Source organism: Pseudidiomarina sp. (assembly GCF_048267825.1).
Lineage (GTDB): Bacteria > Pseudomonadota > Gammaproteobacteria > Enterobacterales > Alteromonadaceae > Pseudidiomarina.
Genome location: NZ_JBLWWR010000004.1, coordinates 35276 through 58931, shown reverse-complemented (window position 1 = coordinate 58931; position 23656 = coordinate 35276). Strand labels below are relative to the sequence as shown.

At 48.4% G+C, this 23656-nt stretch carries 24 protein-coding genes; 15 read left to right on the top strand and 9 right to left on the bottom strand.

All coding sequences use genetic code 11. The annotated features are described in order from the left end of the window. The first annotated feature begins 147 nt into the window (after positions 1-147). Complete coding sequence (locus ACN0UN_RS05250) at positions 148-1575, top strand: DUF3300 domain-containing protein (protein ID WP_417659046.1); 1428 nt, start codon at positions 148-150, stop codon at positions 1573-1575. A 10-nt stretch (positions 1576-1585) separates the two neighbouring features. Here the strand turns inward: ACN0UN_RS05250 and ACN0UN_RS05245 are convergent, their stop codons facing one another. Beyond that, entirely contained in the window at positions 1586-3229 is a 1644-nt protein-coding gene (locus tag ACN0UN_RS05245; protein ID WP_417659045.1) for a 2Fe-2S iron-sulfur cluster-binding protein, read from the bottom strand. Beyond that, on the bottom strand, positions 3226-3975 hold the full coding sequence (locus ACN0UN_RS05240; RefSeq protein ID WP_417659044.1) for a PepSY domain-containing protein: 750 nt from the start codon (positions 3973-3975) through the stop codon (positions 3226-3228). The genes ACN0UN_RS05245 and ACN0UN_RS05240 overlap by 4 nt, the downstream gene beginning before the upstream one ends. Before the next feature lie 103 nt (positions 3976-4078). Between ACN0UN_RS05240 and ACN0UN_RS05235 the strand changes: the two genes are divergently transcribed. Continuing rightward, positions 4079-4753: a DNA-3-methyladenine glycosylase I gene (locus ACN0UN_RS05235; protein WP_417659043.1), complete on the top strand. Its 675-nt coding sequence runs from the start codon at positions 4079-4081 to the stop codon at positions 4751-4753. Here ACN0UN_RS05235 and gorA read toward each other — a convergent pair. Further along, complete coding sequence (gene gorA, locus ACN0UN_RS05230; protein ID WP_417659042.1) at positions 4750-6102, bottom strand: glutathione-disulfide reductase; 1353 nt, start codon at positions 6100-6102, stop codon at positions 4750-4752. The genes ACN0UN_RS05235 and gorA overlap by 4 nt on opposite strands. 127 nt (positions 6103-6229) lie before the next feature. On the opposite strand from gorA, the gene ACN0UN_RS05225 reads away from it, so the two are divergent. Next, entirely contained in the window at positions 6230-6949 is a 720-nt protein-coding gene (locus ACN0UN_RS05225) for a M48 family metallopeptidase (protein WP_417659041.1), read from the top strand. Here ACN0UN_RS05225 and ACN0UN_RS05220 read toward each other — a convergent pair. Further along, a complete protein-coding gene (locus ACN0UN_RS05220; protein WP_417659040.1) occupies positions 6946-9234 on the bottom strand; it encodes a S9 family peptidase in 2289 nt (762 codons plus the stop codon). The genes ACN0UN_RS05225 and ACN0UN_RS05220 overlap by 4 nt on opposite strands. A gap of 103 nt (positions 9235-9337) precedes the next feature. Here ACN0UN_RS05220 and prlC point away from each other — a divergent pair, with 103 nt between their 5' ends. Continuing rightward, positions 9338-11395 (top strand): oligopeptidase A, encoded by a 2058-nt coding sequence (prlC, locus tag ACN0UN_RS05215; protein ID WP_417659039.1) that lies wholly within the window; start codon positions 9338-9340, stop codon positions 11393-11395. On the opposite strand, the gene ACN0UN_RS05210 is transcribed toward prlC, so the two are convergent. Both ACN0UN_RS05210 and ACN0UN_RS05205 read right to left on the bottom strand, forming a co-directional pair. Beyond that, complete coding sequence (locus ACN0UN_RS05210) at positions 11370-11603, bottom strand: DUF2970 domain-containing protein (protein ID WP_417659038.1); 234 nt, start codon at positions 11601-11603, stop codon at positions 11370-11372. The two genes, prlC and ACN0UN_RS05210, sit on opposite strands and share 26 nt — an antisense overlap. A gap of 28 nt (positions 11604-11631) precedes the next feature. After that, complete coding sequence (locus ACN0UN_RS05205; protein WP_417659037.1) at positions 11632-11934, bottom strand: hypothetical protein; 303 nt, start codon at positions 11932-11934, stop codon at positions 11632-11634. Positions 11935-12073: 139 nt separating this feature from the next. Here ACN0UN_RS05205 and rpe point away from each other — a divergent pair, with 139 nt between their 5' ends. From rpe to ACN0UN_RS05165, 8 genes are all read left to right on the top strand, one after another. Then, positions 12074-12745 (top strand): ribulose-phosphate 3-epimerase, encoded by a 672-nt coding sequence (gene rpe / locus ACN0UN_RS05200; RefSeq protein WP_417659036.1) that lies wholly within the window; start codon positions 12074-12076, stop codon positions 12743-12745. A gap of 18 nt (positions 12746-12763) precedes the next feature. Further along, positions 12764-13768, top strand: coding sequence for a tryptophan--tRNA ligase (gene trpS, locus ACN0UN_RS05195; RefSeq protein ID WP_417659035.1), 1005 nt, complete (start codon positions 12764-12766; stop codon positions 13766-13768). 3 nt (positions 13769-13771) lie between these two features. After that, entirely contained in the window at positions 13772-14377 is a 606-nt protein-coding gene (locus ACN0UN_RS05190) for an anthranilate synthase component II (RefSeq protein WP_417659034.1), read from the top strand. A 207-nt stretch (positions 14378-14584) separates the two neighbouring features. Then, the gene (locus tag ACN0UN_RS05185) at positions 14585-15787 is read left to right on the top strand and encodes an aspartate aminotransferase family protein (protein WP_417659131.1); all 1203 of its coding nucleotides are present in this window, start codon (positions 14585-14587) and stop codon (positions 15785-15787) included. 18 nt (positions 15788-15805) lie between these two features. Beyond that, on the top strand, positions 15806-16834 hold the full coding sequence (astA, locus tag ACN0UN_RS05180; protein WP_417659033.1) for an arginine N-succinyltransferase: 1029 nt from the start codon (positions 15806-15808) through the stop codon (positions 16832-16834). Continuing rightward, positions 16834-18303, top strand: a complete 1470-nt coding sequence (gene astD / locus ACN0UN_RS05175; protein WP_417659032.1) for a succinylglutamate-semialdehyde dehydrogenase — start codon at positions 16834-16836, stop codon at positions 18301-18303. The genes astA and astD overlap by 1 nt, the downstream gene beginning before the upstream one ends. Positions 18304-18345: 42 nt before the next feature. Next, positions 18346-18747, top strand: coding sequence for an OsmC family protein (locus tag ACN0UN_RS05170; protein WP_417659130.1), 402 nt, complete (start codon positions 18346-18348; stop codon positions 18745-18747). Then, entirely contained in the window at positions 18748-19605 is an 858-nt protein-coding gene (locus ACN0UN_RS05165) for a 23S rRNA (adenine(2030)-N(6))-methyltransferase RlmJ (RefSeq protein ID WP_417659031.1), read from the top strand. Between the two features lie 14 nt (positions 19606-19619). On the opposite strand, the gene ACN0UN_RS05160 is transcribed toward ACN0UN_RS05165, so the two are convergent. Further along, entirely contained in the window at positions 19620-20492 is an 873-nt protein-coding gene (locus ACN0UN_RS05160) for a phosphoribulokinase (protein WP_417659030.1), read from the bottom strand. A 67-nt stretch (positions 20493-20559) separates the two neighbouring features. After that, a complete protein-coding gene (locus tag ACN0UN_RS05155; protein WP_181950962.1) occupies positions 20560-20793 on the bottom strand; it encodes a SlyX family protein in 234 nt (77 codons plus the stop codon). Between the two features lie 87 nt (positions 20794-20880). Here ACN0UN_RS05155 and ACN0UN_RS05150 point away from each other — a divergent pair, with 87 nt between their 5' ends. Next, complete coding sequence (locus ACN0UN_RS05150; RefSeq protein ID WP_417659029.1) at positions 20881-21657, top strand: FKBP-type peptidyl-prolyl cis-trans isomerase; 777 nt, start codon at positions 20881-20883, stop codon at positions 21655-21657. A 21-nt stretch (positions 21658-21678) separates the two neighbouring features. Here the strand turns inward: ACN0UN_RS05150 and rsd are convergent, their stop codons facing one another. Beyond that, positions 21679-22149, bottom strand: coding sequence for a sigma D regulator (gene rsd / locus ACN0UN_RS05145; protein WP_417659028.1), 471 nt, complete (start codon positions 22147-22149; stop codon positions 21679-21681). Between the two features lie 88 nt (positions 22150-22237). Here rsd and nudC point away from each other — a divergent pair, with 88 nt between their 5' ends. Further along, complete coding sequence (gene nudC / locus ACN0UN_RS05140; RefSeq protein WP_417659027.1) at positions 22238-23059, top strand: NAD(+) diphosphatase; 822 nt, start codon at positions 22238-22240, stop codon at positions 23057-23059. 51 nt (positions 23060-23110) lie between these two features. Further along, on the top strand, positions 23111-23656 hold a 546-nt coding region (locus tag ACN0UN_RS05135; protein ID WP_417659026.1), incomplete at its 3' end, for a uroporphyrinogen decarboxylase family protein.

The window sequence follows — 23656 nt, the reverse complement described above, 5'->3', positions numbered from 1 at the left end:
AAAATGCTAGTTATTTCAATCGATTAGCATTGAACTGGTGGGTCTTTACAAAAAACAAAAAATTCTACGCAACTAAACTGTGCAAAAAAGCGACTAAACTAGTATCTGATAGCGGTTGTTGCTATCTGCCGTTTGGAGGCAAGAAGCATGCAAAAATTTAATTTGAAAGCCCGTCTGAGTGCGGTTGCTTTACTTGGTTCAGTATCAATGATGAGTGCTGCGCTGGTTCCAGTTGCTGCACAAGCAGAGCCAGTACAAGCTGAAGCCGTTTATTATTCGCAGGCTGAGCTGGATAGGCTGCTGGCGCCAATTGCGCTGTATCCGGACAGTCTGCTTTCACACGTGTTGATTGCAGCAACCTACCCGTTAGAAGTTGTTCAAGCAGAACGTTGGGTCAGTAAAAATGACCATTTGCAGCCACAGGAAGCATTAGCGCGGGCAGCAGATGAGCCGTGGGATGCGAGCGTGAAAGCGCTGGTGGGCACACCCGAAGTGTTGAAGCAAATGAGCGATGATCTGGAATGGACGCAAGCTGTTGGTGAGGCTTTTCTTGCTCAGCAAGAAGATGTGTTAGCGCGCGTGCAAACGCTGCGTGACCATGCCTATACCGCAGGTAACTTGCGTTCAAATAAACACGTGAGCGTTGAGCGCGAAGACAAAACCATTGTCATCGAAAACGTTCGTCGCGAAGTGGTGTATGTACCTTACTATGACACCCGCGTGGTATACGGATCGTGGTGGTGGAATAGCCATCCGCCAGTGTTCTGGTCGCGCCCATCGTTAACGGTAAGTATTGGCTCCGGTATCTATTGGGGCATTAGCTACAATGTGCCTAGCCATTATTACTATAGCCACTTCTACTGGCCACAGCGTTATGTTGTGATTAACAATCACTATTACCAAGCACCACCGAAAAAGCGCCGTGATTACTGGATGAAGGGCCAAGATGCCAAACGTTGGTATCACAATCCGAATCATCGACGCGGTGTGGTATATCGCCACCGTGATTTGCAGCCTGAGCGGCCGAAGTACTATATGGTGAATAATGGGCAACAAGTCGTCCGCCCAACGGTAAGCTCACGCGCGATGCCTGCGAAGAGTGTCGCGACACGAAATGTTACCAGTTTCGATCAACGGCCAAGCAAAGAGCGGGTGATTCGCACACTGCGTGGTAAAGAGGTCAAGAGTGTACCAACGCAGCGTCGTGTGACACAGTCGAACTGGCGTGATCCGGTTGTCCGTGAAACGTCACGACCAAAACGTGATGCGATAGTTCGCACCCCAACAGTTCGTGAATCTGCAGTGCGGAAAAATAACGTTCGCCAGCCGTATATGGGCCAGCAAAAGGTGAATCGCCCAACGCCGCAGAGTAGCCAGCGAGCAGTGCCGCAAGTTAAAGCGCCACAGCGCGCCGTAACACAGCCCAAAGCACCGGTGTATAAACCGGCGCAGCAACCTCGCTATAACCGTACCCAAACGTCACGGCCGCAGGTTGGTGCATCGCCTCGAGCAAATGTACCTACTCCGGCTGCAAAACCAGCTCGCAATGGGCAAAACCGCATGAAAGACTTTTAAACGCGGTGTGTTAAATACCGAAGTCGTCGAAGCGAATTCGCGCTGAGTCGACATTGAGTGAGGCCAGCATCGCCAATGTTGCTTGCAACATGGCGGGCGGGCCGCACACATAAAAGTCGTAATCACCCGGATGGTTTTGTAGCCATTGCGCGGCCGCCACATCGATATTTCCTAGTTGAACCTGCTCAATATCTTGATCTGCTGTGTCGGAAATGACTGGCACATAGTGCAGGTTCGGCATGGCCACAAATTCATCGCGATAAATGAGTTCAGCTGTGGTACGCGCGCCATGAAACAGGTGCATGGGGCGTCCCTGAGCAGACTCAGCTTGAACCAGCGCCCTTATCGGAGCGATACCTACGCCGCCAGCAATATAAACTTGTGGGCGAGTGGACACAGTTGGATCAGTTGTTAAAAAATCACCAAATGGGCCAGTGGCGTGTACCGTCTCGCCATGCTGTAACTGACACAAATAGCTGGAGCCGATACCAGCTGGAACATTTGACGAAGGTGCTGGCATGGTACGTATCAAAAACACCAGCTCCGTTTTATCAGGAAGGCCCGAATCAGGTGCCTGAGCAAATGAGTAATTTCGCATTAGGTAGCTGGATTCATGTGGAATTTCGAATTGCATGAATTGGCCGGCCTGATACGCAAACGAGTTGGCAACGGTAAATTTTAGCTCAGTGATCAGTGGCGATAACGGTCGCTGCTGTGTGAGAGTAAGTTCATACCGTTTAGCATCATTGTTCAACAGTTGTACAGCCTGCCCGTGGTCGCGATGTTGGCATGCCAAGCGAACCCCGCGCGCGAGTTCGGCGGTACTGATCAAGCGCTGCTCAGCGTCGGTTATTGGCGTATTTGAATCGACAACAACTTTACATAACCCACAGGTACCGCCGCCACCGCAACCACTTGCAATAGGTTGATGCTTGCGTTGCAGTGCTTCCAACAGTGAAAGCTTGCGGCGAGGGTTCAAGTCACCGTGGCGAATACCACGAAGTAGCAATATTAACCCGGATAGGGTGAACCACAGCGCTAAAAAAGCTGCGGTATAGTTCAGCAGGTGATTAAAATTACGACCGCCCGAATAATCCATAAAATGCAATTTAAATGCCCAGTCAGCAAGCAACCACGGCGTATTTCTGTGGTCAAGCACGCGGCCGTTGCTTGCGTCCACATAGACTCTGGTGTTTAGGTCGTCGCGAAATTGAACGCGGTATCCCGCACCTTGCCACCCGAAGATTTCATCTGTGGTTGTGATAGTACTGACTTGTTCAAGTTCACCTGGGCCATCATAGGTGGCCAGCGCTAGCTGTTCGGCCTGTTTTGCGCTGGTGAACCAAGGTTCACCAGTGCTGCCATGAATGAATAACTGTTGCTGCGGTAAGTTGATCTGGTACTGCGGTTCTTGGCCAACACGATACAACTTTATTGATAATGCCTGCGGATACATTTCCCACACGTCGCGGATATCAATTTGCGGCCGATATTGTCGTAAAACCAGCCCCGTTGGGTTGGTCTTATATTGATGCCCCGACATGGCGTGATGACCTTGCAGGGAAAAATAGAACCCCGATACCAGCCATAAAATGACCTGAATCAGCAGCACCAATCCTAGCCAGCGATGCAGCCATTGCATAAAACGCATCATGAGACCACCTTCGTCGGTTTTTGCCGTAAGGTGAAAATGAGTAGTACCATCCCAGTAACCATCAGCACACCAGTACCTAAAATAAAGATGCGCAGTAGCCAGGAGGTGATGTTTGTGCGAGCTTCATAGTCCATGATGTGCAGCATCCACATGAAGTCGAAACCGCGCCAAAAATCATGACGTTTTGTCAGCAATTCGCCAGTTCTTGGCGAGATATATAAACTGGTGTTGGCAAAATCGTCGTAGTTAACCTGCCACACTGGCAGCAGGCTGGCGCTTATTTCGCTCGGCGCTTCGCGCTCGAGATACTCAACCGATCGAATTTTCGGTGTCTCAGTAGCGGCGTAATAGGCATTGGATATTGCTGTGATATCGGTTTGTGAAAACTGCACTAACTCGAGTGTTTGTGCATTGATGAGTCGTGTGGTTCTATGCCCGAAAACTTTATAGGTTGGCACCATACGGCCGTCAATTAACGTGCTCTGCAGGGTGATTTCGCGAGCTCGCGGAAATGCTTTCAATACGTCGTTTAAACGCGCTGGCTGGGCTGTTGCGGGTAACTGTTGAGCGACAGACCGTACTAAATGGTCGCCATGTATGAAGCTTAATTCGAAAAACACCATATATGCGCCACTGATACTCCAGAGGACCATCTGTACGCCGAAAAACAAAGATAACCAGCGATGCCATACGCGCCAGCGGCCTGAGCGCTGCTTTAGTTTTGTTGATGGAATTGGCTGTGACATCTCGTTCCTATTGCGTGCAACTGGTGTTGTCTTCTTAGAGTAATCGACGAATACTATAGAAAGTTTTGCTTTGATTCAAAGAATAATCAAAAAAGAGAACGCCATGAAGTTTAGCTATTTTTACGAGCGTGCGGTCGCTCGACACGGCAGTGAGCAGGCATTGCTAAAGCGTATGCCGCAGCTGGCATCGCCCGAAGCGCTGAGCGCACTGACAGATAATCGATTCTTAGCAGAAATGACACGCTGTGTTTTTCGGGCGGGTTTTGCGTGGCAGGTTATCGAGAATAAGTGGGATGGATTTGAGGCTGCGTTTGCTGGGTTTTTACCGCTGTACTGGCAGCAAGTGCCACCAGAACGGCTTGATGAATTGGCGCGTGACGTACGTATTGTGCGTAATCCGCAGAAAATTGCGACGGTGCCTATCAACGCTCGCATGATTGTTGAGGCCTCTGAGCAGCACGATGGCTTTGGTCGGTTTTTGGCGAATTGGCCGTCAAGCGAACAAGCCGATTTGTTGCGCTATTTTAAAAAACACGGGGCGAGACTAGGCGGTACTGCGGCGCATCATGTGCTGCGTCGCGTGGGTTGGGATGGTTATATCCTGACGCCAGATAATTTAACTGCTATGCGCAATCACAATTTGCTTGATGCCTCGCCGTACAGTCAACGAGGCGCCAAGCAAATTCAGCAGGCATTCAATCAATGGCATGCTGAGACAGGATTACCTTACAGTCATCTGTCACGGATACTCTCGATGACAATTGACGTTAAAGGTTAACGCAGCGTAACAAATTCCTCAGCGCTGGTTGGGTGCAGTGCAACTGTGGCGTCAAAATCAGCCTTGGTTGCGCCCATCTTCATCGCTACCGCGAAACCTTGCAGAATTTCATCCATACCCTCGCCAATGCCGTGAATACCAATAACGCGCTCTTCTGGACCAGTACAGACCAGTTTGAATGTGCTCAGGGCGCGGTGTGGCGTAACCGCGTTGTACATTGCGGCAAATTGCGAACGGTACACTTTTACAGCATCGCCGTGCACTTCGCGCGCTTCAGCTTCAGTTAAACCAACGGTACCTATGGCTGGGTGACTAAAGACGATGGTCGGGATTAAGCTGTAATCCATGTGCGCGTCTGGCATGTCTTTGTTGAACAGGCGTTCAGACAGCAGCCGACCAGCCTTAATGGCAACAGGCGTTAATTGTGCTTCACCGGTTATATCCCCAACAGCATAAATACCTTTCACATTAGTATTCTGGTATTTGTCGGTGCGAATAAAGCCGTGTTCATCAACTTCAACCCCGGCCGCTTCAAGGTTTATTGTATCGGTGGCTGGTTCACGGCCAATGGCCCAAACCAGGCAATCAACGCCATCAATGCTTTGACCATTTTCGCAATGGACTGACAAAGTGCCGTCGCTATGTTTTTCAACGCGCTCAATAATACACCCGGTATGAAGCTCCGGGCCATCTTGCTTCATGCGTTCCAGCAATGCATCGGTAATGTCGTGGTCAAAATACCTGAGTGGGCGGTCGCCTCGCACCAGCAGGTGCGCATCAGAACCAAGTGCATCAAGCACACCGGCAATTTCTACGGCAATGTAGCCTGCGCCAACAACAACGGATTTATTAGGACGCTCAGTTAACGCAAAAAAGCCATCTGAATCAATCCCGTATTCGGCACCCGGTACATCAGGAATCATAGCCCGGCCGCCAACAGCGATGGTGATGTGGTCCGCAGTTATATGTTCGCCATTAACTTCCACAGTATTGGCATCAACAAAGCGCGCAAAGCCTTCAATGTAGTCAACACCGTTACCCTCAAAGCCGCGCTTGTAGCCGCCGTGAATACGCTGAATGTATGCTTCACGGTTTTTAACTAACGTGCTCCAGTCGAAGCCTTTTTGTTCAATGTCGAAGCCGTAGGCCGAACTGTATTTAATCGCTTCGGCAATATGCGCGCCGTACCACATAACTTTTTTCGGTACACAACCGACATTGACGCATGTTCCGCCCACGGCCTTCGCTTCTACCACCGCAGCTTTTGCACCGCGAATGGCTGCGCGGTTAGCTGACGCAATGCCGCCGCTACCAGCACCAATGGCAAGATAATCGTAATGTCGGGTCATGTGCTCTACTCCTGTGACATGCTAGAGTGTTGTATCTGCTAAGTGAATGCGCCTATGATCGCTGAAAACGCACATGGGTGCAATGCGCGCTCGGACGGATACAGCCAATTAACCGACGAAAATACCGATGACCCTTATCTATCAAATCAATCGCAGCAAGCGGCGACGCAACCTAGCCATCAAGGTGGCAAAGGGAAAGCTTGAAATTCAAGCCCCTTGGCATATGCCAGAGGCGACAATTCGTGCCTTTGTGAATGACAAGCATGCGTGGATAGATAAACATTTGCAGCGGCAACGCCGGCAGCTTGATGCCTTGGCTCCGCGGTTGTGGGAGTCTGGTGAGCGTTTACGCTGGCTGGGTGAGCCGATGACCTTGAAAGTGGCTACCGCAACACGCAAAAGTGCGGAGCGCTATGGTACGGAGTTGTTTGTTACGAAAACCACGCGTAGTCAGGCGGATAAAGAGCCGCGCTTAACTGTTGTTAGTTGGTATAAACGACAAGCCGAGGCCTGGCTTGATGACTTTTTTGCAACTTGGCCTGAGCACCACGGATTAACTCCCAGTACATGGAGCATTGGTGATTTCACCAGCAAGTGGGGGCATTGTACCCGTAAGCAGGCATTGAAATTTACATGGAAGTTATGGATAGCGCCGTCGTGGGTGGTGCGTAACGTGGTGATACATGAGCTATGCCATTTAAAAGAATTCAATCACAGCAAGGCGTTTTGGCGGTTGGTTGAGCAGCTCTCACCGGATTATCAAGCAGCTGAGGCATGGTTGCGTCAGCACGGCGTGACCGTGCTGAACGCGGATTACCTTGATTATTGTGATGAAGGTAGTGATTAATTAGCGGGTAGGTTTTGCTTTAAAAACTCAACCATCATGGTGCGCAAATGTTGCGTGGTTCCTTCACCTTCGCTAATACCATGGGTGCGGTTAGGGTAGGCGAAATATTCAAATTGCTTGCCATGTTTTATCAGCGCATTAACGAGCCGTTCTGATCCTTGAAAGTGAACATTATCGTCGCCCGTTCCATGCACCAGCAACAAGTCACCTTGTAAATTTTCGGCATGGGTAATTGCCGAAGTTTCACGATAACTGTCGGCCGCTTCCGGCAATAATCCCGAGTAGCGTTCCTGATAAATTGTATCGTATAACGTTAAGTCAGGTACCGGAGCCAGTGCCATACCCGCATGGTACGAGTCTGGGTAGCGGAACAGTGCATTAAGGGTTTGCGAACCACCACCACTATGCCCCCAGATACCTACCCGGTCTTCATCAATAAAGTCCCAGCGGTCGAGCATGGCTTGCAAGGCATCATGCTGATCGCGAACGGTGACAACGCCTAAATTCTTGTAAATTGAACGTCGCCATTCAAAACCCCGTGGTGAACGCGTACCGCGGTTATCAACAGAAGCGACTAAATAGCCTTGTTGGGTTAAGTAGGTATGAAACAAAAAGCGCTCACCACCCCAACTGTTTGCCACTGTTTGGCCCCAAGGTTCGCCATACACATAGTAGACGATAGGGTATTCTTTATTCGGATCAAAATCTGCTGGCTTCATTAAATAGCCATCCAATTTCAGCCCGTCTTGCGCCTCAACTTGAAAAAATTCAAAGGCTCCACGCTTGAGTTTATCAAAGGAATTCTGAGCTTCATTATTGGTTTTGATAACGCGAATACTCTCGTGCTCTGGCAGCGTGATCATATCGACAACTGGCATCGTTTCGACATTTGAAAACGTATGCACCGCATATTTCGCATCAGCTGAAAGTTGGTAGCTATGCGTTCCCGGCTGATCGGGCGTGAGTCGTTCAAGCTTGCCACTACCGTCTAAGCTGGCGCGGAACAAATAACGCTCAAGCGGCGTTTCAGGTGAGGCAATAAAGTACACCCAACCGTTTTTTTCATTGATTTGCAGAACTTCGATAACGTCCCAGTTACCTCGGGTGATGGTGCTAAGTCGTCCAGTGTCCCGCTGCACTACGTAGATGTGGCGGAAGCCGCTGCGCTCGCTGAGCCATGTGAATGACTCACCGTTGTCAATAAATTGCAGATCGTCAACGTATTCGGCCCAGCTCTCGGTTGCTTCTTGCAAAAGCTGTTGCACTGCTCCTGTTTTCGCATTGGCTAAAAAAGCGGTGTTAACGGCTTGTGAGCGCGTGAGTTGCTGAATGAGCAGCTGCGAACTGTTGCCAGCCCATTGCATACGCACTAAGTAATTTTGGCGTGGGTCACCAGGAATTTTCATCCATGTTGTATCGCCACCTTGTGCAGGCATTACACCAATTCGCATTGCGGCATTGGTCTCGCCAACCTTTGGATAAGGAAATTGCTTTAACGTTGGGTACAATTCATCGGTGTTATTAATCATGGTAAACAACGGGGTACCTTCGGTGTCCAATTGCCAGTAAGCAATTGAGCTACCGTCAGGGCTCCAACGAAAACCATCGCGCAAGAAAAACTCTTCTTCGTTCACCCAGTCAAAGGTGCCATTGACGATAGTGTCGCTGCCGTCTTTCGTCAGTTGTGTAATACGTGATGAACTAAGGTTCTCAACATAGATGTTGTTGTTCATAACATATGCAACACGGGTCGCTTGTGGGTCGAACTTGGCAAACTGTAATGTTGACGCGGCAGCATTACCGCCCAGCTGTTGTAATTTCTTGGTGGATAAATCAAATACCCAGTAGTCACCAAGAGTATGGGTGCGCCAAGAGCGCTTCGTGTTGGTGAATAGGAGTAACTTACTGCCGTCATCTGACCAACTGTAGTCGGCAACCTCGAGTGGGTCAGAATTATTGTCGGGACGGAGGTCTTTGGCGTTCACCAGAACAGTCCGCTGCTGGGTTTGTGGGTGGTAACGCACAATGTGATGACCAGCGTCCTCAGCACGCTCCAATACCGTATAACCGCTGCCGTCAGCTAACCAGCGTGTAGGGCCTACGCCACGGGCATTATATTTGCCTTCTTGATAGAGCGCGTCAAATTCAACTGCAACTGTACCTGTCGATTGATTCGTGTCTTGATGTTCTCCGCTACCCGGAAGTGTGCTACAACCTGCTATAACCGTAGCGGAAGCAACGCCGATGAAGGTTTGACGTAACCATGATGTTGTTTGTTGTGTCATTGTAATTACCTGTTGTGAGGGCGGTGTGACCTTGAAAATTTGCACGGCGCCCATACCTATGCAGAAGACGAAAGTATCCACGCATTATTCAAGAGGATGTTCCATGAGTCAAAACCCTTTGCTCACTGATTACCATTTACCCCCGTTTGAGGCAATACAGCCGCACCATGTTATACCGGCTATTGAGCAACGGATTAAAGACTGTAAGAACACAATTGAAGCGGTTATAGCTGCCGGTGACTATAGCTGGGATGGATTAGTGGCGCCGTTAGAGCAGGTTGACGACTTGTTGGAGCGCAGTTGGTCGCCAGTATCGCATTTGAATGCCGTGGTCAGTTCGAAGGAGCTGCGCGAGGCGCACGATAGCTGCCTGCCACAACTGTCGGAATATGGCACCTTTGTGGGCCAGCACGAAGGTTTATATAACGCGTTTAAAGCACTGCGAGACAGTGACAACTTTGAGCAGCTTACCGAGGCCCAGCGTAAAGTTGTGACCGATACGCTGCGTGATTTTGAACTGTCAGGCATTGCTTTACCGGCCGATAAAAAACAACGTTACGCTGAAATTCAAACGAAACTGTCTGAGCTGTCTTCCCAGTTCAGTAATAACTTACTCGATGCGACTGATGGCTGGCACTATCTGGTGACAACCGAAGACATGCTGGCAGGGCTTCCAGAAAGCGCGATTGCGGCCGCCAAAGCAGCTGCTGAGGAGCACAATCAGAAAGGCTGGCGCTTCGGCTTAGATTTCCCAAGCTATTTGCCAGTGATGACCTATGCTGACAACGCTGAACTGCGCCGTATTATGTACGAAGCATTCACGACGCGTGCTTCTGATCAAGGCCCGCAAGCGGGGCAATTTGATAACACTGCTATTATGGCTGAAACCTTAGCACTGCGACATGAACTAGCAGAGCTACTGGGTTTTGCCAATTACGCGGAACTGTCGCTGGCGACAAAAATGGCAGAGTCCGCAGAGCAGGTGGAACAGTTTTTACAGGACTTAGCCAAACACTCCTTATCGCAGGCCCATGAAGATTACCAGGATGTTCTGAAATTTGCGGCTGATAATTTTGGTGTTGAGCAGTTAGATGCGTGGGACGTCGGCTATTTCAGCGAAAAGTTGAAGCAACAACGCTACGCTATCTCCGATGAGCAATTACGCCCCTATTTCCCAGAACAACAGGTTGTGCAGGGGCTATTTGGCGTGGTTCAAACCTTGTTTGGAATAAACATTGAAGAACAGGAGAACGTAAAAGCATGGCACCCTCAGGTACGCTATTTTGTCATCACGGATAATAACGGTGATGTGCGCGGTAGCTTCTTTTTAGACCTGTATGCACGCACAGGCAAACGCGGTGGAGCATGGATGGCAGAGTGCGCAGTACGTCGAATTACCGCGACGCATCAACTGCAATTGCCGGTGGCCTATCTGACCTGTAACTTCAATAAACCTGTCGGTGATAAGCCTGCACTGTTTACCCATGACGAAGTGCTAACCTTATTCCATGAATTTGGCCATGGTTTACATCATATGTTAACCAAAGTTGACGTTGCCGGTGTGTCAGGAATTAATGGTGTAGCTTGGGATGCGGTTGAACTGCCGTCACAGTTTCTTGAAAATTGGTGTTGGGAGCCCGAGGCACTTGCCATGATATCTGGCCATTTCGAAACCGGTGAGCCCCTACCGCAGGATTTATTAGATAACATGCTGGCTGCGCGCAACTTCCAATCAGCGATGCAAATGGTTCGACAGCTCGAATTTAGCTTGTTTGATTTGCGTATTCATCGCGATTACAACCCGCAGCAGGGCGATCAGATTCAAGCCATTCTTGATGCGGTGCGTGATGAGGTTGCGGTCAGAAAACCGCCTTCATACAATCGTTTTCAGCATGGCTTTGGCCACATATTTGCTGGCGGATATGCCGCGGGTTATTACAGCTACAAGTGGGCTGAAGTGTTGTCGGCAGACGCGTATTCGCGCTTTGAAGAAGAAGGAATATTTAATCGCGAAACGGGGCAAGATTTTTTACGAGCGATTTTGGAGCGGGGTGGCTCGCGCGATGCGATGGAGCTATTTAAGGAGTTTCGAGGCCGTGAGCCAGACGTTGAAGCGTTGCTGCGTCATACGGGTATTACGAGTCTGGAACAACCCAGCTAACTAACAATACTAGAGAAATTACGAATAGAATGACAAACACAGCGCCAACTGCGACGTAGATTACGGGATTACCGTGATTAAAGTCGCGTTGGCGATTTTTGTCTGATTGCACACCAAACAAGGCCGCAAGCACACTAATTACAATATCGAAAAAACCAGGTTTTGAAGGTTGATCTGAAGTTTTGTCCGAACGCTTATCTGAAGACATGGCTACTCAGGGGGTGTCGATTAGCGGATTAACCACCAATAGGTTGATTGTAATCGCGCTTTTTAGATTCAGCAGAACCAAATAACAACTCGAATAAATCGAGGAAATGGAATTGAGTTGAGCGACTTTTACCGCTAAACCAACTGGTCCATGTCACACTTTGTTCTGGTGCCTGGCAGACGTTTTGAGCGTTGGGTTGTTCGCTGTTATGCATCATAGCTTTGCATTCTTCGAGCGATTTAGTCGGTTCATTTTGCCACGCAGCAGCACTCACCGCGCTAATTAGCACAATGCTTGCAATCAATAAGACTGACATAACTGACAGCTTCATGGACTACTCCGCTTAATAAATGAGCTACTAAAATAGCAGGAAATAAGCTTACCTGCCAAGCCTATTGCATTATTTTTTTGACTGCCAAGCCGACCAACCTTTGCTACACTATGGCCTCTTTTTGATAAGCGAGGCGATTATGCGCGAATTTTTAATTGCACCATCGATATTATCGGCAGACTTTGCGCGGCTTGGCGAAGAAGTCGACAATGTATTAGCCGCCGGTGCTGACGTTGTTCACTTTGACGTGATGGACAATCATTTCGTTCCTAATCTCACCATTGGGCCGATGGTTTGTAAGGCGCTTCGCGATTACGGTATCAAAGCACCGATAGATGTCCATTTAATGGTGCAGCCAGTGGATCGCATGATCGATGACTTCGCCGCTGCGGGCGCATCGATTATTACTTTTCACCCCGAAGCATCGACGCATATCGACCGCTCTTTGCAGCAAATTAAGGCCGCTGGGTGTCAAGCCGGCTTAGTGTTTAATCCGGCTACGCCGTTACATTATTTAGATTATGTACTCGATAAAGTTGATGTGATCTTATTGATGTCGGTTAACCCCGGCTTTGGTGGCCAGTCATTTATTCCTGCAACTTTAGATAAGTTGCGTCAGGCACGTAAAATAATCGACGCCAGCGGTCGCGATATTCGATTAGAGATAGATGGTGGCGTTAAAGTCGACAATATCGCTGAAATTGCAGCAGCCGGTGCCGATATGTTTGTCGCAGGCTCGGCAATATTTAATCAACCCGACTATGCCAAAGTAATCGGCGAAATGCGGAAACAATTAGCAACTGTAGCTTAATAACGGATATAAAAATTTATGAGTAAACCCATTGTATTAAGTGGCTGTCAGCCGTCAGGACAACTCTCGATTGGTAATTACATTGGCGCCCTGCGTCAGTGGGTAAAAATGCAAGAAACTCATGATTGCCGTTTTATGTTGGTTGATTTGCACGCGATTACGGTGCGTCAGGATCCAGAAAAACTGCGTGAGGCAACATTAGACGGCTTGGCGCTTTATATGGCCTGCGGTTTAGACCCAGAAAAAAGTATTATTTTCGTGCAATCGCACGTGCCTGAACATGCCCAGTTGGCTTGGGTCTTGAATTGTTACACCCAAATGGGTGAGTTGAATCGTATGACGCAGTTTAAAGACAAGTCAGATAGGCACGCACATAACATCAATGCCGGTTTGTTTACCTATCCAGCATTGATGGCGGCAGATATTTTACTTTATCAGGCAAATGAAGTGCCGGTCGGCAACGACCAGAAGCAACATCTTGAATTAGCGCGGGACGTGGCAACGCGGTTCAACAACATCTATGGTGATGTGTTCACCATACCAGACCCGTTCATTCCGGAAGTTGGTGCGCGCGTTATGAGCCTGCAAGAGCCCACCAAGAAAATGTCAAAGTCTGACGAAAACCCAAATAATTTTATTGGATTACTGGAAGACCCGAAGAAAATCACCAAAAAATTAAAGCGCGCAGTAACTGACTCTGATGAGCAAGCCCGCATTTATTTTGATACCGAAGAAAAACCTGGTGTATCTAATCTGCTGTCAATTTTGTCGGCAGCAACAGGCAAGTCAATTGCCGATTTGGTGCCTGCATACGAAGATAAAATGTATGGTCATTTAAAGGGTGATACGGCTGATGCCGTTGTGGCTATGTTAGAACCAATTCAACAGCGATACCAAGAGCTGCGCAATAATCGTGATTACCTGAATCAGGTTATGGCGAATGGGGCCGACGCAGCAAGTGCCCATGCTGCGAAGACGCTACGGAAGGTTTATGACGTTATTGGATTCGTACCGCGGCCATAATTTATGCTGTTAATGATCGATAACTATGACTCATTCACCCACAATGTTGTGCGTTATTTTCGGGAATTAGACGCACAGGTGCATGTTGTTCGTAACGATCAAATATCTCTTGAAGAAATCAGCGAACTACCACTTAGCGGCATTGTTATTTCTCCCGGCCCTTGTACACCGAATGAGGCTGGGATTTCTTTGCAGGTAATTCGCCATTTTGCTGGTAAGTTACCCATACTGGGAGTTTGTCTTGGGCATCAAGCCATAGGTCAGGCATTTGGCGCTAGCGTGGTGCGTGCTGAGCATGTAATGCACGGTAAAACGTCGGTACTGCATCATGAAAATGACGGGTTGTTCAAAGGCTTACCAAGCCCATTTCAGGTTGCACGTTATCACTCACTCGTTTTAGCGCCCAGCTCCATTCCCAAAGAACTTATTGTGGACGCGTGGACTGAAGCTAAAGATGGCTCACGTGAGGTCATGGCAATTCGCCATGCGGAGATGCCAATCTGGGGCGTTCAATATCACCCCGAGGCAATTGAAACCGAGTATGGGCACCAGGTTTTGGGGCAGTTTTTAGCCTTTTGTGTGGCCAGACAAGTGTCATTTTTGCGTTAACTATTCACTCAGGTTTGCCGCTTCATGCATACTTATGCAGGCGCGCTGCAAAATAAACTAACTCTCCGAAATCCCCCGTTTTTTCTACGCTTGAAGCACGACAGCGATGCTTTTTTCTGCAATAATATGCGCACTAAATACGGCTATTATTCAGCGGCCAAACTAAACTAATTTGCATGGCAACGAGGGAACCTTATGACTGCTACGATCAACGTAAATCGCGCTTTATTTGATGAAGTGATGGTGCCGAACTATAACCCGGCAAAAATGATTCCAGTGAAAGGTGAAGGGTCTCGTGTTTGGGATCAGGAAGGCAAAGAATATGTCGATTTTGCTGGCGGTATTGCAGTCAACTGTTTAGGACACTGCCACCCAGCGATGGTTAAAGCGCTAACAGAGCAAGGTAACAAGCTCTGGCATTTGAGCAACGTATTTACTAACGAGCCAGCAATTCGTTTGGCCAAGAAATTAACAGATGCGACCTTCGCTGATCGTGTGTATTTTGCCAACTCAGGCGCCGAAGCTAATGAAGCAGCATTAAAACTGGCACGTCGCTGGGCACTTGATAAATTTGGTTCAGAAAAGAATCAAATTATTGCATTCAATAAAGGCTTTCACGGTCGCACTTTCTTTACCGTTACTGTGGGTGGCCAACCTGCGTACTCAGAGGGCTTTGGTCCGAAGCCTGGTGCGGTAGAACACGTTGATTATAACGACCTTGCTGCACTTGAAAAGCTCATGTCTGACCAAACCTGTGCGGTAATGATGGAACCTCTGCAAGGCGAAGGCGGCGTTATTAGCCCTGATGCAGACTTCGTAAAGGGCGTGCGTGCGCTATGTGATAAATACAATGCGTTGTTGGTGTTCGATGAAGTTCAAACAGGGTTTGGTCGTACCGGAAGCCTGTACGCATACCAGCAACTTGGTGTGAGCCCAGATATTCTATCAACCGCTAAAGCGCTTGGTGGTGGTTTCCCGATTGGTGCAATGTTAACAACGGATGAGATTGCCCAGCATTTGAAGCCAGGCACCCACGGCAGCACTTATGGTGGTAACCCATTAGCTTGTGCTGTTGCTGAAGCTGTATTTGATGTCGTAAATACCAGTGACGTGCTTGAAGGTGTGAAGGTACGTGAGCAGTTGTTCAAAAACAAACTGCAGGAAATTAATGAAAAATACGGCATTTTCAAAGACATTCGCGGCAAAGGCTTGCTAATCGGTGCAGAGTTGAATGAGAAGTTTGACGGCAAAGCACGTGATTTTCTAAACGCCGCAGCCGATGAAGGCACCATGGTCCTGATTGCTGGGCCAAGCGTTATCCGTTTTACACCGTCGTTGATTATCCCCGAGCAAGATATTGTTGAAGGGCTGGCGCGATTTGAGCGAGCAGTCGCAAAGCTTGCTGGCTAAGCCAAACGGAGACACCTTATGCTAGTGGTTCGTCCGATTAAGCCGCAGGATTATGCGGCGCTCTACCGGTGTGCAGTTGAATCAGGTCACGGGTTTACCTCATTGCCTGTAGACGAGGATTTATTGCGTCGCCGCATTGCTCGCGCTCAAGAAGCCTTTGCGCGCGAACAGGTGAGTGAGCCCGGTGATGAGGGCTATTTGTTTGTCATGGAAGATACGGACACCGGAGAAGTGGTTGGCTGCAGCGCTATCGAAGCTGCAGTTGGCCTGTCCGATGCCTTTTATCATTACCGTTTAGGTAAGGTGACACACCATTCAAAAGAATTGGATATCTACAACGCACTCGAAACACTCACGCTGTGTAATGATTACACCGGGTTCAGTGAATTATGCACGTTGTTTTTACGCGAGCCGTTTAGAAAGAATATGAATGGTCGTGTGCTGTCACGCTTCCGCATGTTGTTTATGGCTGAATTTAGAAACCGCTTTAGCGAAGTGGCCATTGCTGAAATGCGCGGTGTATCTGACGAAAATGGGCAATCACCGTTTTGGGGCTGGTTGCAGCAGCACTTTTTCTCAATGGATTTCACGCAAGCAGATTATTTAACAGGTATTGGCGAAAAAACCTTTGTGGCTGAGTTGATGCCGCAATTGCCTATTTACGTGAAATTGCTGCCTCCAGAGGCGCAAGCGGTAATAGGTCAGGTGCATGATAATACGCGCCCAGCATTAAAAATGTTGCAAAGTGAAGGGTTTCGCTGTCGCGGTTATGTAGATATTTTTGATGCGGGTCCAACGGTAGAAGCTGAAGTTTCTAATATCAAGAGCGTACGCGAAAGTAAGCGCTTACCTATAAAAATTGGAGATGTTGCGAAAGAACAGTCGCGGTTTATTGTCTGCAACACACAAGTGGCAAACTTCCGCGCCGCACAAGCGCGCCTTGAGCTCGCTGATGACCATGTGGTCATTGATGCGAAAACAGCTGCAGCACTGCAAGTTCAAAATGGTGATAACGTTCGATTTGTCACATTGACAGGAGCACAATAATGTCAGACCAGAATTTATTTATTAATAACAATTGGATTGCCGGAGAAGGCGAATTATTTAAGTCGGTTAACCCAGCGCGTAACGAAGTTGTTTGGGAAGGTAAAGCCGCCACTGAAGAGCAGGTTGACGCTGCGGTGATGGCAGCTCGCGCGGCCTTTGTTGATTGGGCAGACCGCAGTTTCGAAGACCGCCTGGCAATTTGTAAGCGGTTCGCTGAACTGTTGGAAGAAAATAAGCAGAAATTTGCTCATATCATTGCTGAAGAAACCGGTAAGCCTATTTGGGAAACACTCACAGAAGTGGGTGCAATGATTGGTAAAGTCGCCATTTCTGAACGTGCCTACCACGAGCGTACCGGTACCGTCGAAAACCCAATGCCTGGCGCTAAAGCATTTATACGCCACAAACCACATGGTGTGGTTGCTGTGTATGGCCCTTATAACTTCCCGGGCCACCTCCCGAACGGGCACATTGTGCCGTCATTGTTGGCGGGCAATACAGTGGTATTTAAACCCAGCGAAATGACCCCTAAAGTGGCAGAGTTTACTGTCAAAATGTGGGAAAAATCAGGGTTGCCGAAAGGCGTATTAAACCTCGTTCAAGGCTTGGTTGATACCGGCAAAGCGCTATCGGCGCACCCACAAATCGATGGGCTTTTCTTTACCGGTTCTTCGAATACTGGGCATGTGCTTCACAAATTGTATGCCGGTCGCCCAGATAAAATTTTAGCCCTGGAAATGGGTGGAAATAATCCACTCATTGTAAAAGATGTCGCTAATATTGATGCCGCGGTGCACGATATTGTGCAATCGGCATTCATTACCTCGGGCCAACGTTGCACGTGTGCACGTCGCTTGTTTATTGAACAGAGCCCGCAGGGCGACGCCATATTGAAGCGCTTGATTGAAGTCACAGAAAACATCCAAGTTGGCGACTATGAAGCTGATCCGCAACCATTTATGGGCGCAATGATTTCGGCGAAGGCAGCAGCAGATATGGTCAAGGCGCAAAATGATCTCATTGACGCTGGCGCTAAAGTGTTATTAAAAATGCTGCAGAAAGATCACAATCTTGGCTTTGTGACGCCGGGCATTTTAGATGTAACGCATGTTAAAGAAATGCCTGACATAGAGCATTTCGGGCCACTTTTGAAAGTTTATCGTTACACCGATTTCGATGCGGCAATTAAAGAAGCCAACAATACCAAGTACGGTTTATCAGCGGGCATTCTGTGTGACAGCGAAGTAACCTACCGGTATTTCTTTAAGCGCATCCGCGCAGGCATTGTGAACTGGAATAAGCCGATTACAGGTGCAAGTAGTGCGGCACCATTTGGTGGCGTGGGCGCCAGTGGTAATCATCGTGCCAGTGCTTATTATGCCGCTGATTATTGCGCATACCCAGTTGCTTCAGTTGAAGCTGAGCATGTTGCGATGCCTGAGAAACTCGCACCAGGCCTTAAATTTTAGTTATAAAACACATTCACGAAGGAGCCCCTGATGGCAGCAGCAATGCAAGCAACGGTTAATTGGCGCGACGGCTTAGTATTTGAAGCTGAGTCGGGTTCGGGTCATTCGGTAACAATGGACGGTAACAAAGCCGAGGCTGCAAGCCCAATGGAATTGGTATTGATGGCGGCTGGAGGTTGCTCCTCAGTGGATGTGGTGAGTATTCTAGAAAAAGCGCGCCAACACGTTTCAGCAGTGCGTTGTGAAGTTACCGGCGAACGCGCTGACGCTGTGCCCGCAGTTTTTACGAAAGTACATCTGCATTTTGTAGTGACTGGCAAAGATATTGCGGACAAGCATGTTGAGCGTGCTGTCGCGTTGTCGGCAGATAAGTATTGCTCGGTTGCGAAAATGCTCGAAGCATCGGTGCAACTCACTCACAGTTATAGTATTGAGAACGTCTAAATGAATTATCGGCATAGTTACCATGCTGGCAATTTTGCCGATGTGCTGAAGCATGTATTGCAATGCGTCGCACTTGATTACTTGCAGCAAAAAGAAAAGCCGTTTTGGCTGCTCGATACCCATGCCGGTATCGGCATGTACGATCTAACCGGTGAGCAAGCGCAGAAAACCGGCGAGGCAGTCGAAGGCATTGGTCGCTTATTGAATCGCAGTGACCTACCCGAGGCAATTCAGCGTTACGTGAATCTGGTTCGTGAGGTAAACAACCCAAACCAGCCGGAACAATTACGCTGGTATCCTGGCTCGCCATGGTTTAGTGCGCAGCATTTGCGCGAACAAGACCAACTTACCTTATGTGAAATGCACCGGGTAGACAGCGGTGCATTGAGCGAAAATGTACGCAATGAATTTCCGGCGGCGAAGCAAATTAAGGTACTTGAACATACCAACGGTTATGGGGCGTTAAAAGCTCTTCTACCGCCCCCACAGAAACGTGGCATGGTGCTCATTGATCCGCCGTTTGAGCAACGTGACGAGTTTGAGCACGTTGTTAAAGCATTGCAAGAAGGCGTCAAGCGCTGGGCCACTGGTATTTATGCGGTATGGTATCCAATCAAAGATCCGTTAACCGTCGGTGACTTTCATCAAAAGGTGAAATCTATACCTGGGGTGGAAAAACTATTCGCGGTGGATTTGTTAATTCGTGCAGCAACAGACTCAAGCAAGTTAAATGGATGCGGTATGCTGTTTATTAATCCGCCCTTCGGATTAACGCAGCAAATAAACGACATTATGGATTATTTAACCCCAATTCTTGCCCAAGATCGGGGTGCTGAATACCAAAGCCTCTGGCTGTAGACGAACGGCGAGCTCTATCCACCTTTGCGCTGTTTATCGATGATTTCCTCGATAAGTGGCGCTAAAATTAACTCCATGGCAAACACCATTTTTCCGCCCGGAACCACCAACGTATTCATTCGTGACATGAATGAGCCATCTATCATGCGTAGGTAATACGGGAAATCGACATTTTTCATGCCCCGAAACCGGATAACGACAAAGCTTTCGTCAAGTGACGGAATGTCTTTGGCGCTAAATGGATTTGACGTGTCCACCGTAGGAACACGCTGGAAATTTATGTGGGTACGTGAAAACTGCGGCACAATATGGTGAATGTAGTCTTCCATACTGCGGACGATGCTTTGCGTTACCGCTTCACGCGAGTGACCACGTTCAGAGGTGTCCCGCAGCAGCTTCTGAATCCACTCCAAGTTCACAATAGGTACCATGCCGATGAGTAAATCGACATGTTGAGCGACATTGTAGCCTTCGCCTGATACGCCGCCATGCAAGCCTTCGTAAAACAACAGATCCGTTCCGGCAGTGAGTGGCTCCCACGGAGTGAAGGTGCCAGGCACCTGGTTGTAGGGCACAGCATCATCAAAATTGTGTAAATAACGACGAATCTGCCCGTTGCCGGTGGCACCGTATTCGCGAAACAGTGCTTCTAAGCGCGTAAAATCGTTAGCTTCAGGGCCAAAATAGCTGATATGGCGCCCTTGTTCTTGGGCCTTTCGAATTGCCAGCTCCATTTCGGGTCGTGAGTATCGGTGGAAGCTATCGCCCTCAACACACGCAGCTTTAACGTCCAGGGAGCGGAAAATATGCCGCAACGCTTGGCTCGTTGTAGTGGTCCCAGCTCCTGATGAGCCAGTGACTGCGATGATTGGGTGTTGTACCGACATGAAACCTCCGAAAACGTAGAAAGAATGTTATACGGGGTCAGTCACATCGGGTCAAGTTTTGCGCATATTAGTAGTGTGGAGGAACTTCCTGAGACGGGTCATTGGAAGAGGAACCTTCGGGATCACTTATTTGTTGGAACTTTTCACCCAATAAACGCATCTGATGATGCAAGAGTTGGAGTTCGCCCGCCTGTTGAGTGACTAGCTGGTTAAGAGTCTCAATCGTATCTTCTTGAAAAGCTAATTGGCTCTCAAGGTCTGCGATACGTCGCGATAATTCATCATCGTGTTGCGCAGCCATAGGCAAACACCCCTATTTATGTGTAGTATATTCAGCGCGACGAATTACAACTTACTCTGACACAGAATTCAATCCTGGAGACAATAAATGAAGCAATTTAAAAAGCCATTGGCGCTGGCTGTTGTAGCGCTTGCAGTAACTGGTTGTATGCAACAAGAGAAATTCCCTGTGAGCGAAGCTGCGCCAGAGGCTGAACAGGACAAAATGGCCTACGCTTTTGGTTCTACACTTGGTGAATATGTTGGTGACACACTGAATCGTCAGGAAGAAGCCGAGTTTGTGTTGAATCGTGACTTGGTTATTGCCGGTTTTGTTGATGCAGTGAAAGGCGACGCAAAAATTTCACAAGCAGAAGCTGAAGAGTTAATCACTGCTATGCAAGCGCAAATTGCCGAGCAACGTGCAACCGTTGTTGGCGGTAAAGCATTGGAAGAAGGCGAAGCTTATCAAGCTGAAAACGCCAAGAAAGAAGGTGTAACGGTAACCGAATCTGGGTTGCAGTATGAAGTTATGCAAGAAGGCCCTGAGGGCGGTGCACAACCGTCAGCAACTGATTTAGTTGAAGTTCACTATCATGGCACCTTAATCAACGGCGAAGTTTTTGACAGCTCAGTAGAGCGCGGCGAACCGTTAGTTCTGCCATTAAATCGTGTTATTGCCGGTTGGACTGAAGGTGTTCAATTGATGAGCGTTGGTGATAAATACCGTTTCGTGATTCCTGCTGATTTAGCTTACGGCGAACGCGGCGCTGGTAATGGCCAAATTCCACCGAACGCCACTTTAGTATTTGAAGTTGAGCTTCTGAATATTGTTAATCCAGAAGCAATGGAAGAGCAACCGGTTGAAATCGAAGCGAAGCAATAATCCGCTTTGAACGCAAGAACGTTAGAGTAGCTTATGCTGCTCTAACGTCTTTAATAATCTATCTTCGAACTCCATGCGCAGTTCAAGCGCCTCGCCTAAATTCGATAAGTCACCGTCAAACCCATTCAACTGCGTTTCAGGTGTCACGTCGGCATAGCTATCATTAAAATCCAGTGCAATTTCCGTGGTGTCGCTAATTAACGGGAACAGTTCTTCAGCTAAGGCTCGGGTTGATTCCGGAGCATTTTTACTGTTGCGTATAATTGAGTCATAAACTTCGAAGTGGCCCGACGAAACGTAATCCATGAGTAACCCGCAAAAATTAGATATGTCTTGAGCCGCGGGTAGGGCATGAGCGTCACGCTCATACGGTGGCAATCCAGCCAACTTACAATATTCGATAAGCAGGGCTTGTCGTTCGTGTAACCAAGTGTCCACCGCAGCGTGGTCGCCTCCCCAGCGTTGCTTGGCCTGCTCGTTACGTTTTAACATGTTCATCTCCGTTTGTTTGATAGCAACCAATCTACTGATGATGCTAAGCTAGCGTCAACTGTTTTCGATTAATCGCGGGCTAATTTACATGAATAAACCCTATCAACGCCCAGCTCAGGATGAACCAGTGTGGTGGTTTGTCATTTCTGGCGGTGAGATTCTTCTTACTGAAGAAAAGCAAATTCCTCATGGCTTGCTGGACGAAATGCCATTCCCTGATTTATCAGAATATAAAACGGTATTCATCGGTGAACTCAGAGAGCGTCATTGCTATCTGGTGGTAGCAGATTTTGCCGACACCAATTTTTCTGCGGTTGGTGAATTCCTCAGTGTGCGTGAGTTAATCATTGGCACCGATACTGAAATGTTTGCTATGGCGGCACGCTCAAAACAAGTCGCCGACTTTTTGTCAACACATCGGTTTTGTGGGCGCTGCGGGTCGCGTATGCAAGCTGTTGATTGGGAAATAGCAATGCATTGTCACAGTTGCCAACATCGCTGCTACCCACGTATTTCGCCATGTATCATTGTTGCCATACGAAAAGGCAGACAAATATTACTGGCCCGTGGGAAAAGACACCCAGAGGGACTGTATTCGGTATTAGCCGGCTTTGTTGAAGCTGGCGAGCCGTTGGAACAAACCCTTGAACGTGAAGTGATGGAAGAAGCTGGCGTGCGGATAAAAAATGCCCAGTATGTAAGTAGCCAGTCGTGGCCTTTTCCTAACTCCCTCATGATTGGCTATATCGCGGAGTGGGCCAGTGGCGATGTGCGGATTGATCCGTTTGAGCTGGAAGAGGGCGGTTGGTACGACATTGATAATCTACCGCGAATTCCGGCCGAAGGTACCATTGCAAATAAATTAATCATGCGGCTAAAAGCTGAAATTGATCAGGAAAGCAAATCCTAATACTGCTAAAATGCGCGCATTAATTAATGGTTAAATTGGATAATCATAGACATGTCTGAATTAAAAAATGATTTGTATCTTCGCGCTTTGTTGCGCCAGCCGACCGAACGCACTCCCATTTGGATGATGCGTCAGGCAGGGCGTTATTTGCCTGAATATCGTGAAGTTCGCAAGCAAGCCGGCGACTTTATGGCCTTATGCAAAAATGCTGAACTCGCCTGCGAAGTAACGCTGCAACCGCTGCGTCGTTTTGCTCTGGATGCAGCTATCCTATTTTCAGACATTTTAACCATTCCCGACGCGATGGGGCTGGGCCTTTATTTTGAAGCCGGAGAAGGGCCTAAGTTTGCTCGACCAGTGCGCGATTTAGATAGTATCAAGAAACTGGGTGTGCCAGACCCTGAGCAAGAGTTGCGCTATGTGATGGATGCGGTGCGTACTATTCGGCGCGAGCTGAATGGTCAAGTGCCGCTGATTGGCTTCTCAGGCAGCCCGTGGACACTAGCGACTTATATGGTTGAAGGCGGCAGCACGAAGAATTTCAGTGAAGTTAAAAAGCTCATGTTTAGCGAACCTCAAGCCATACACATGTTATTG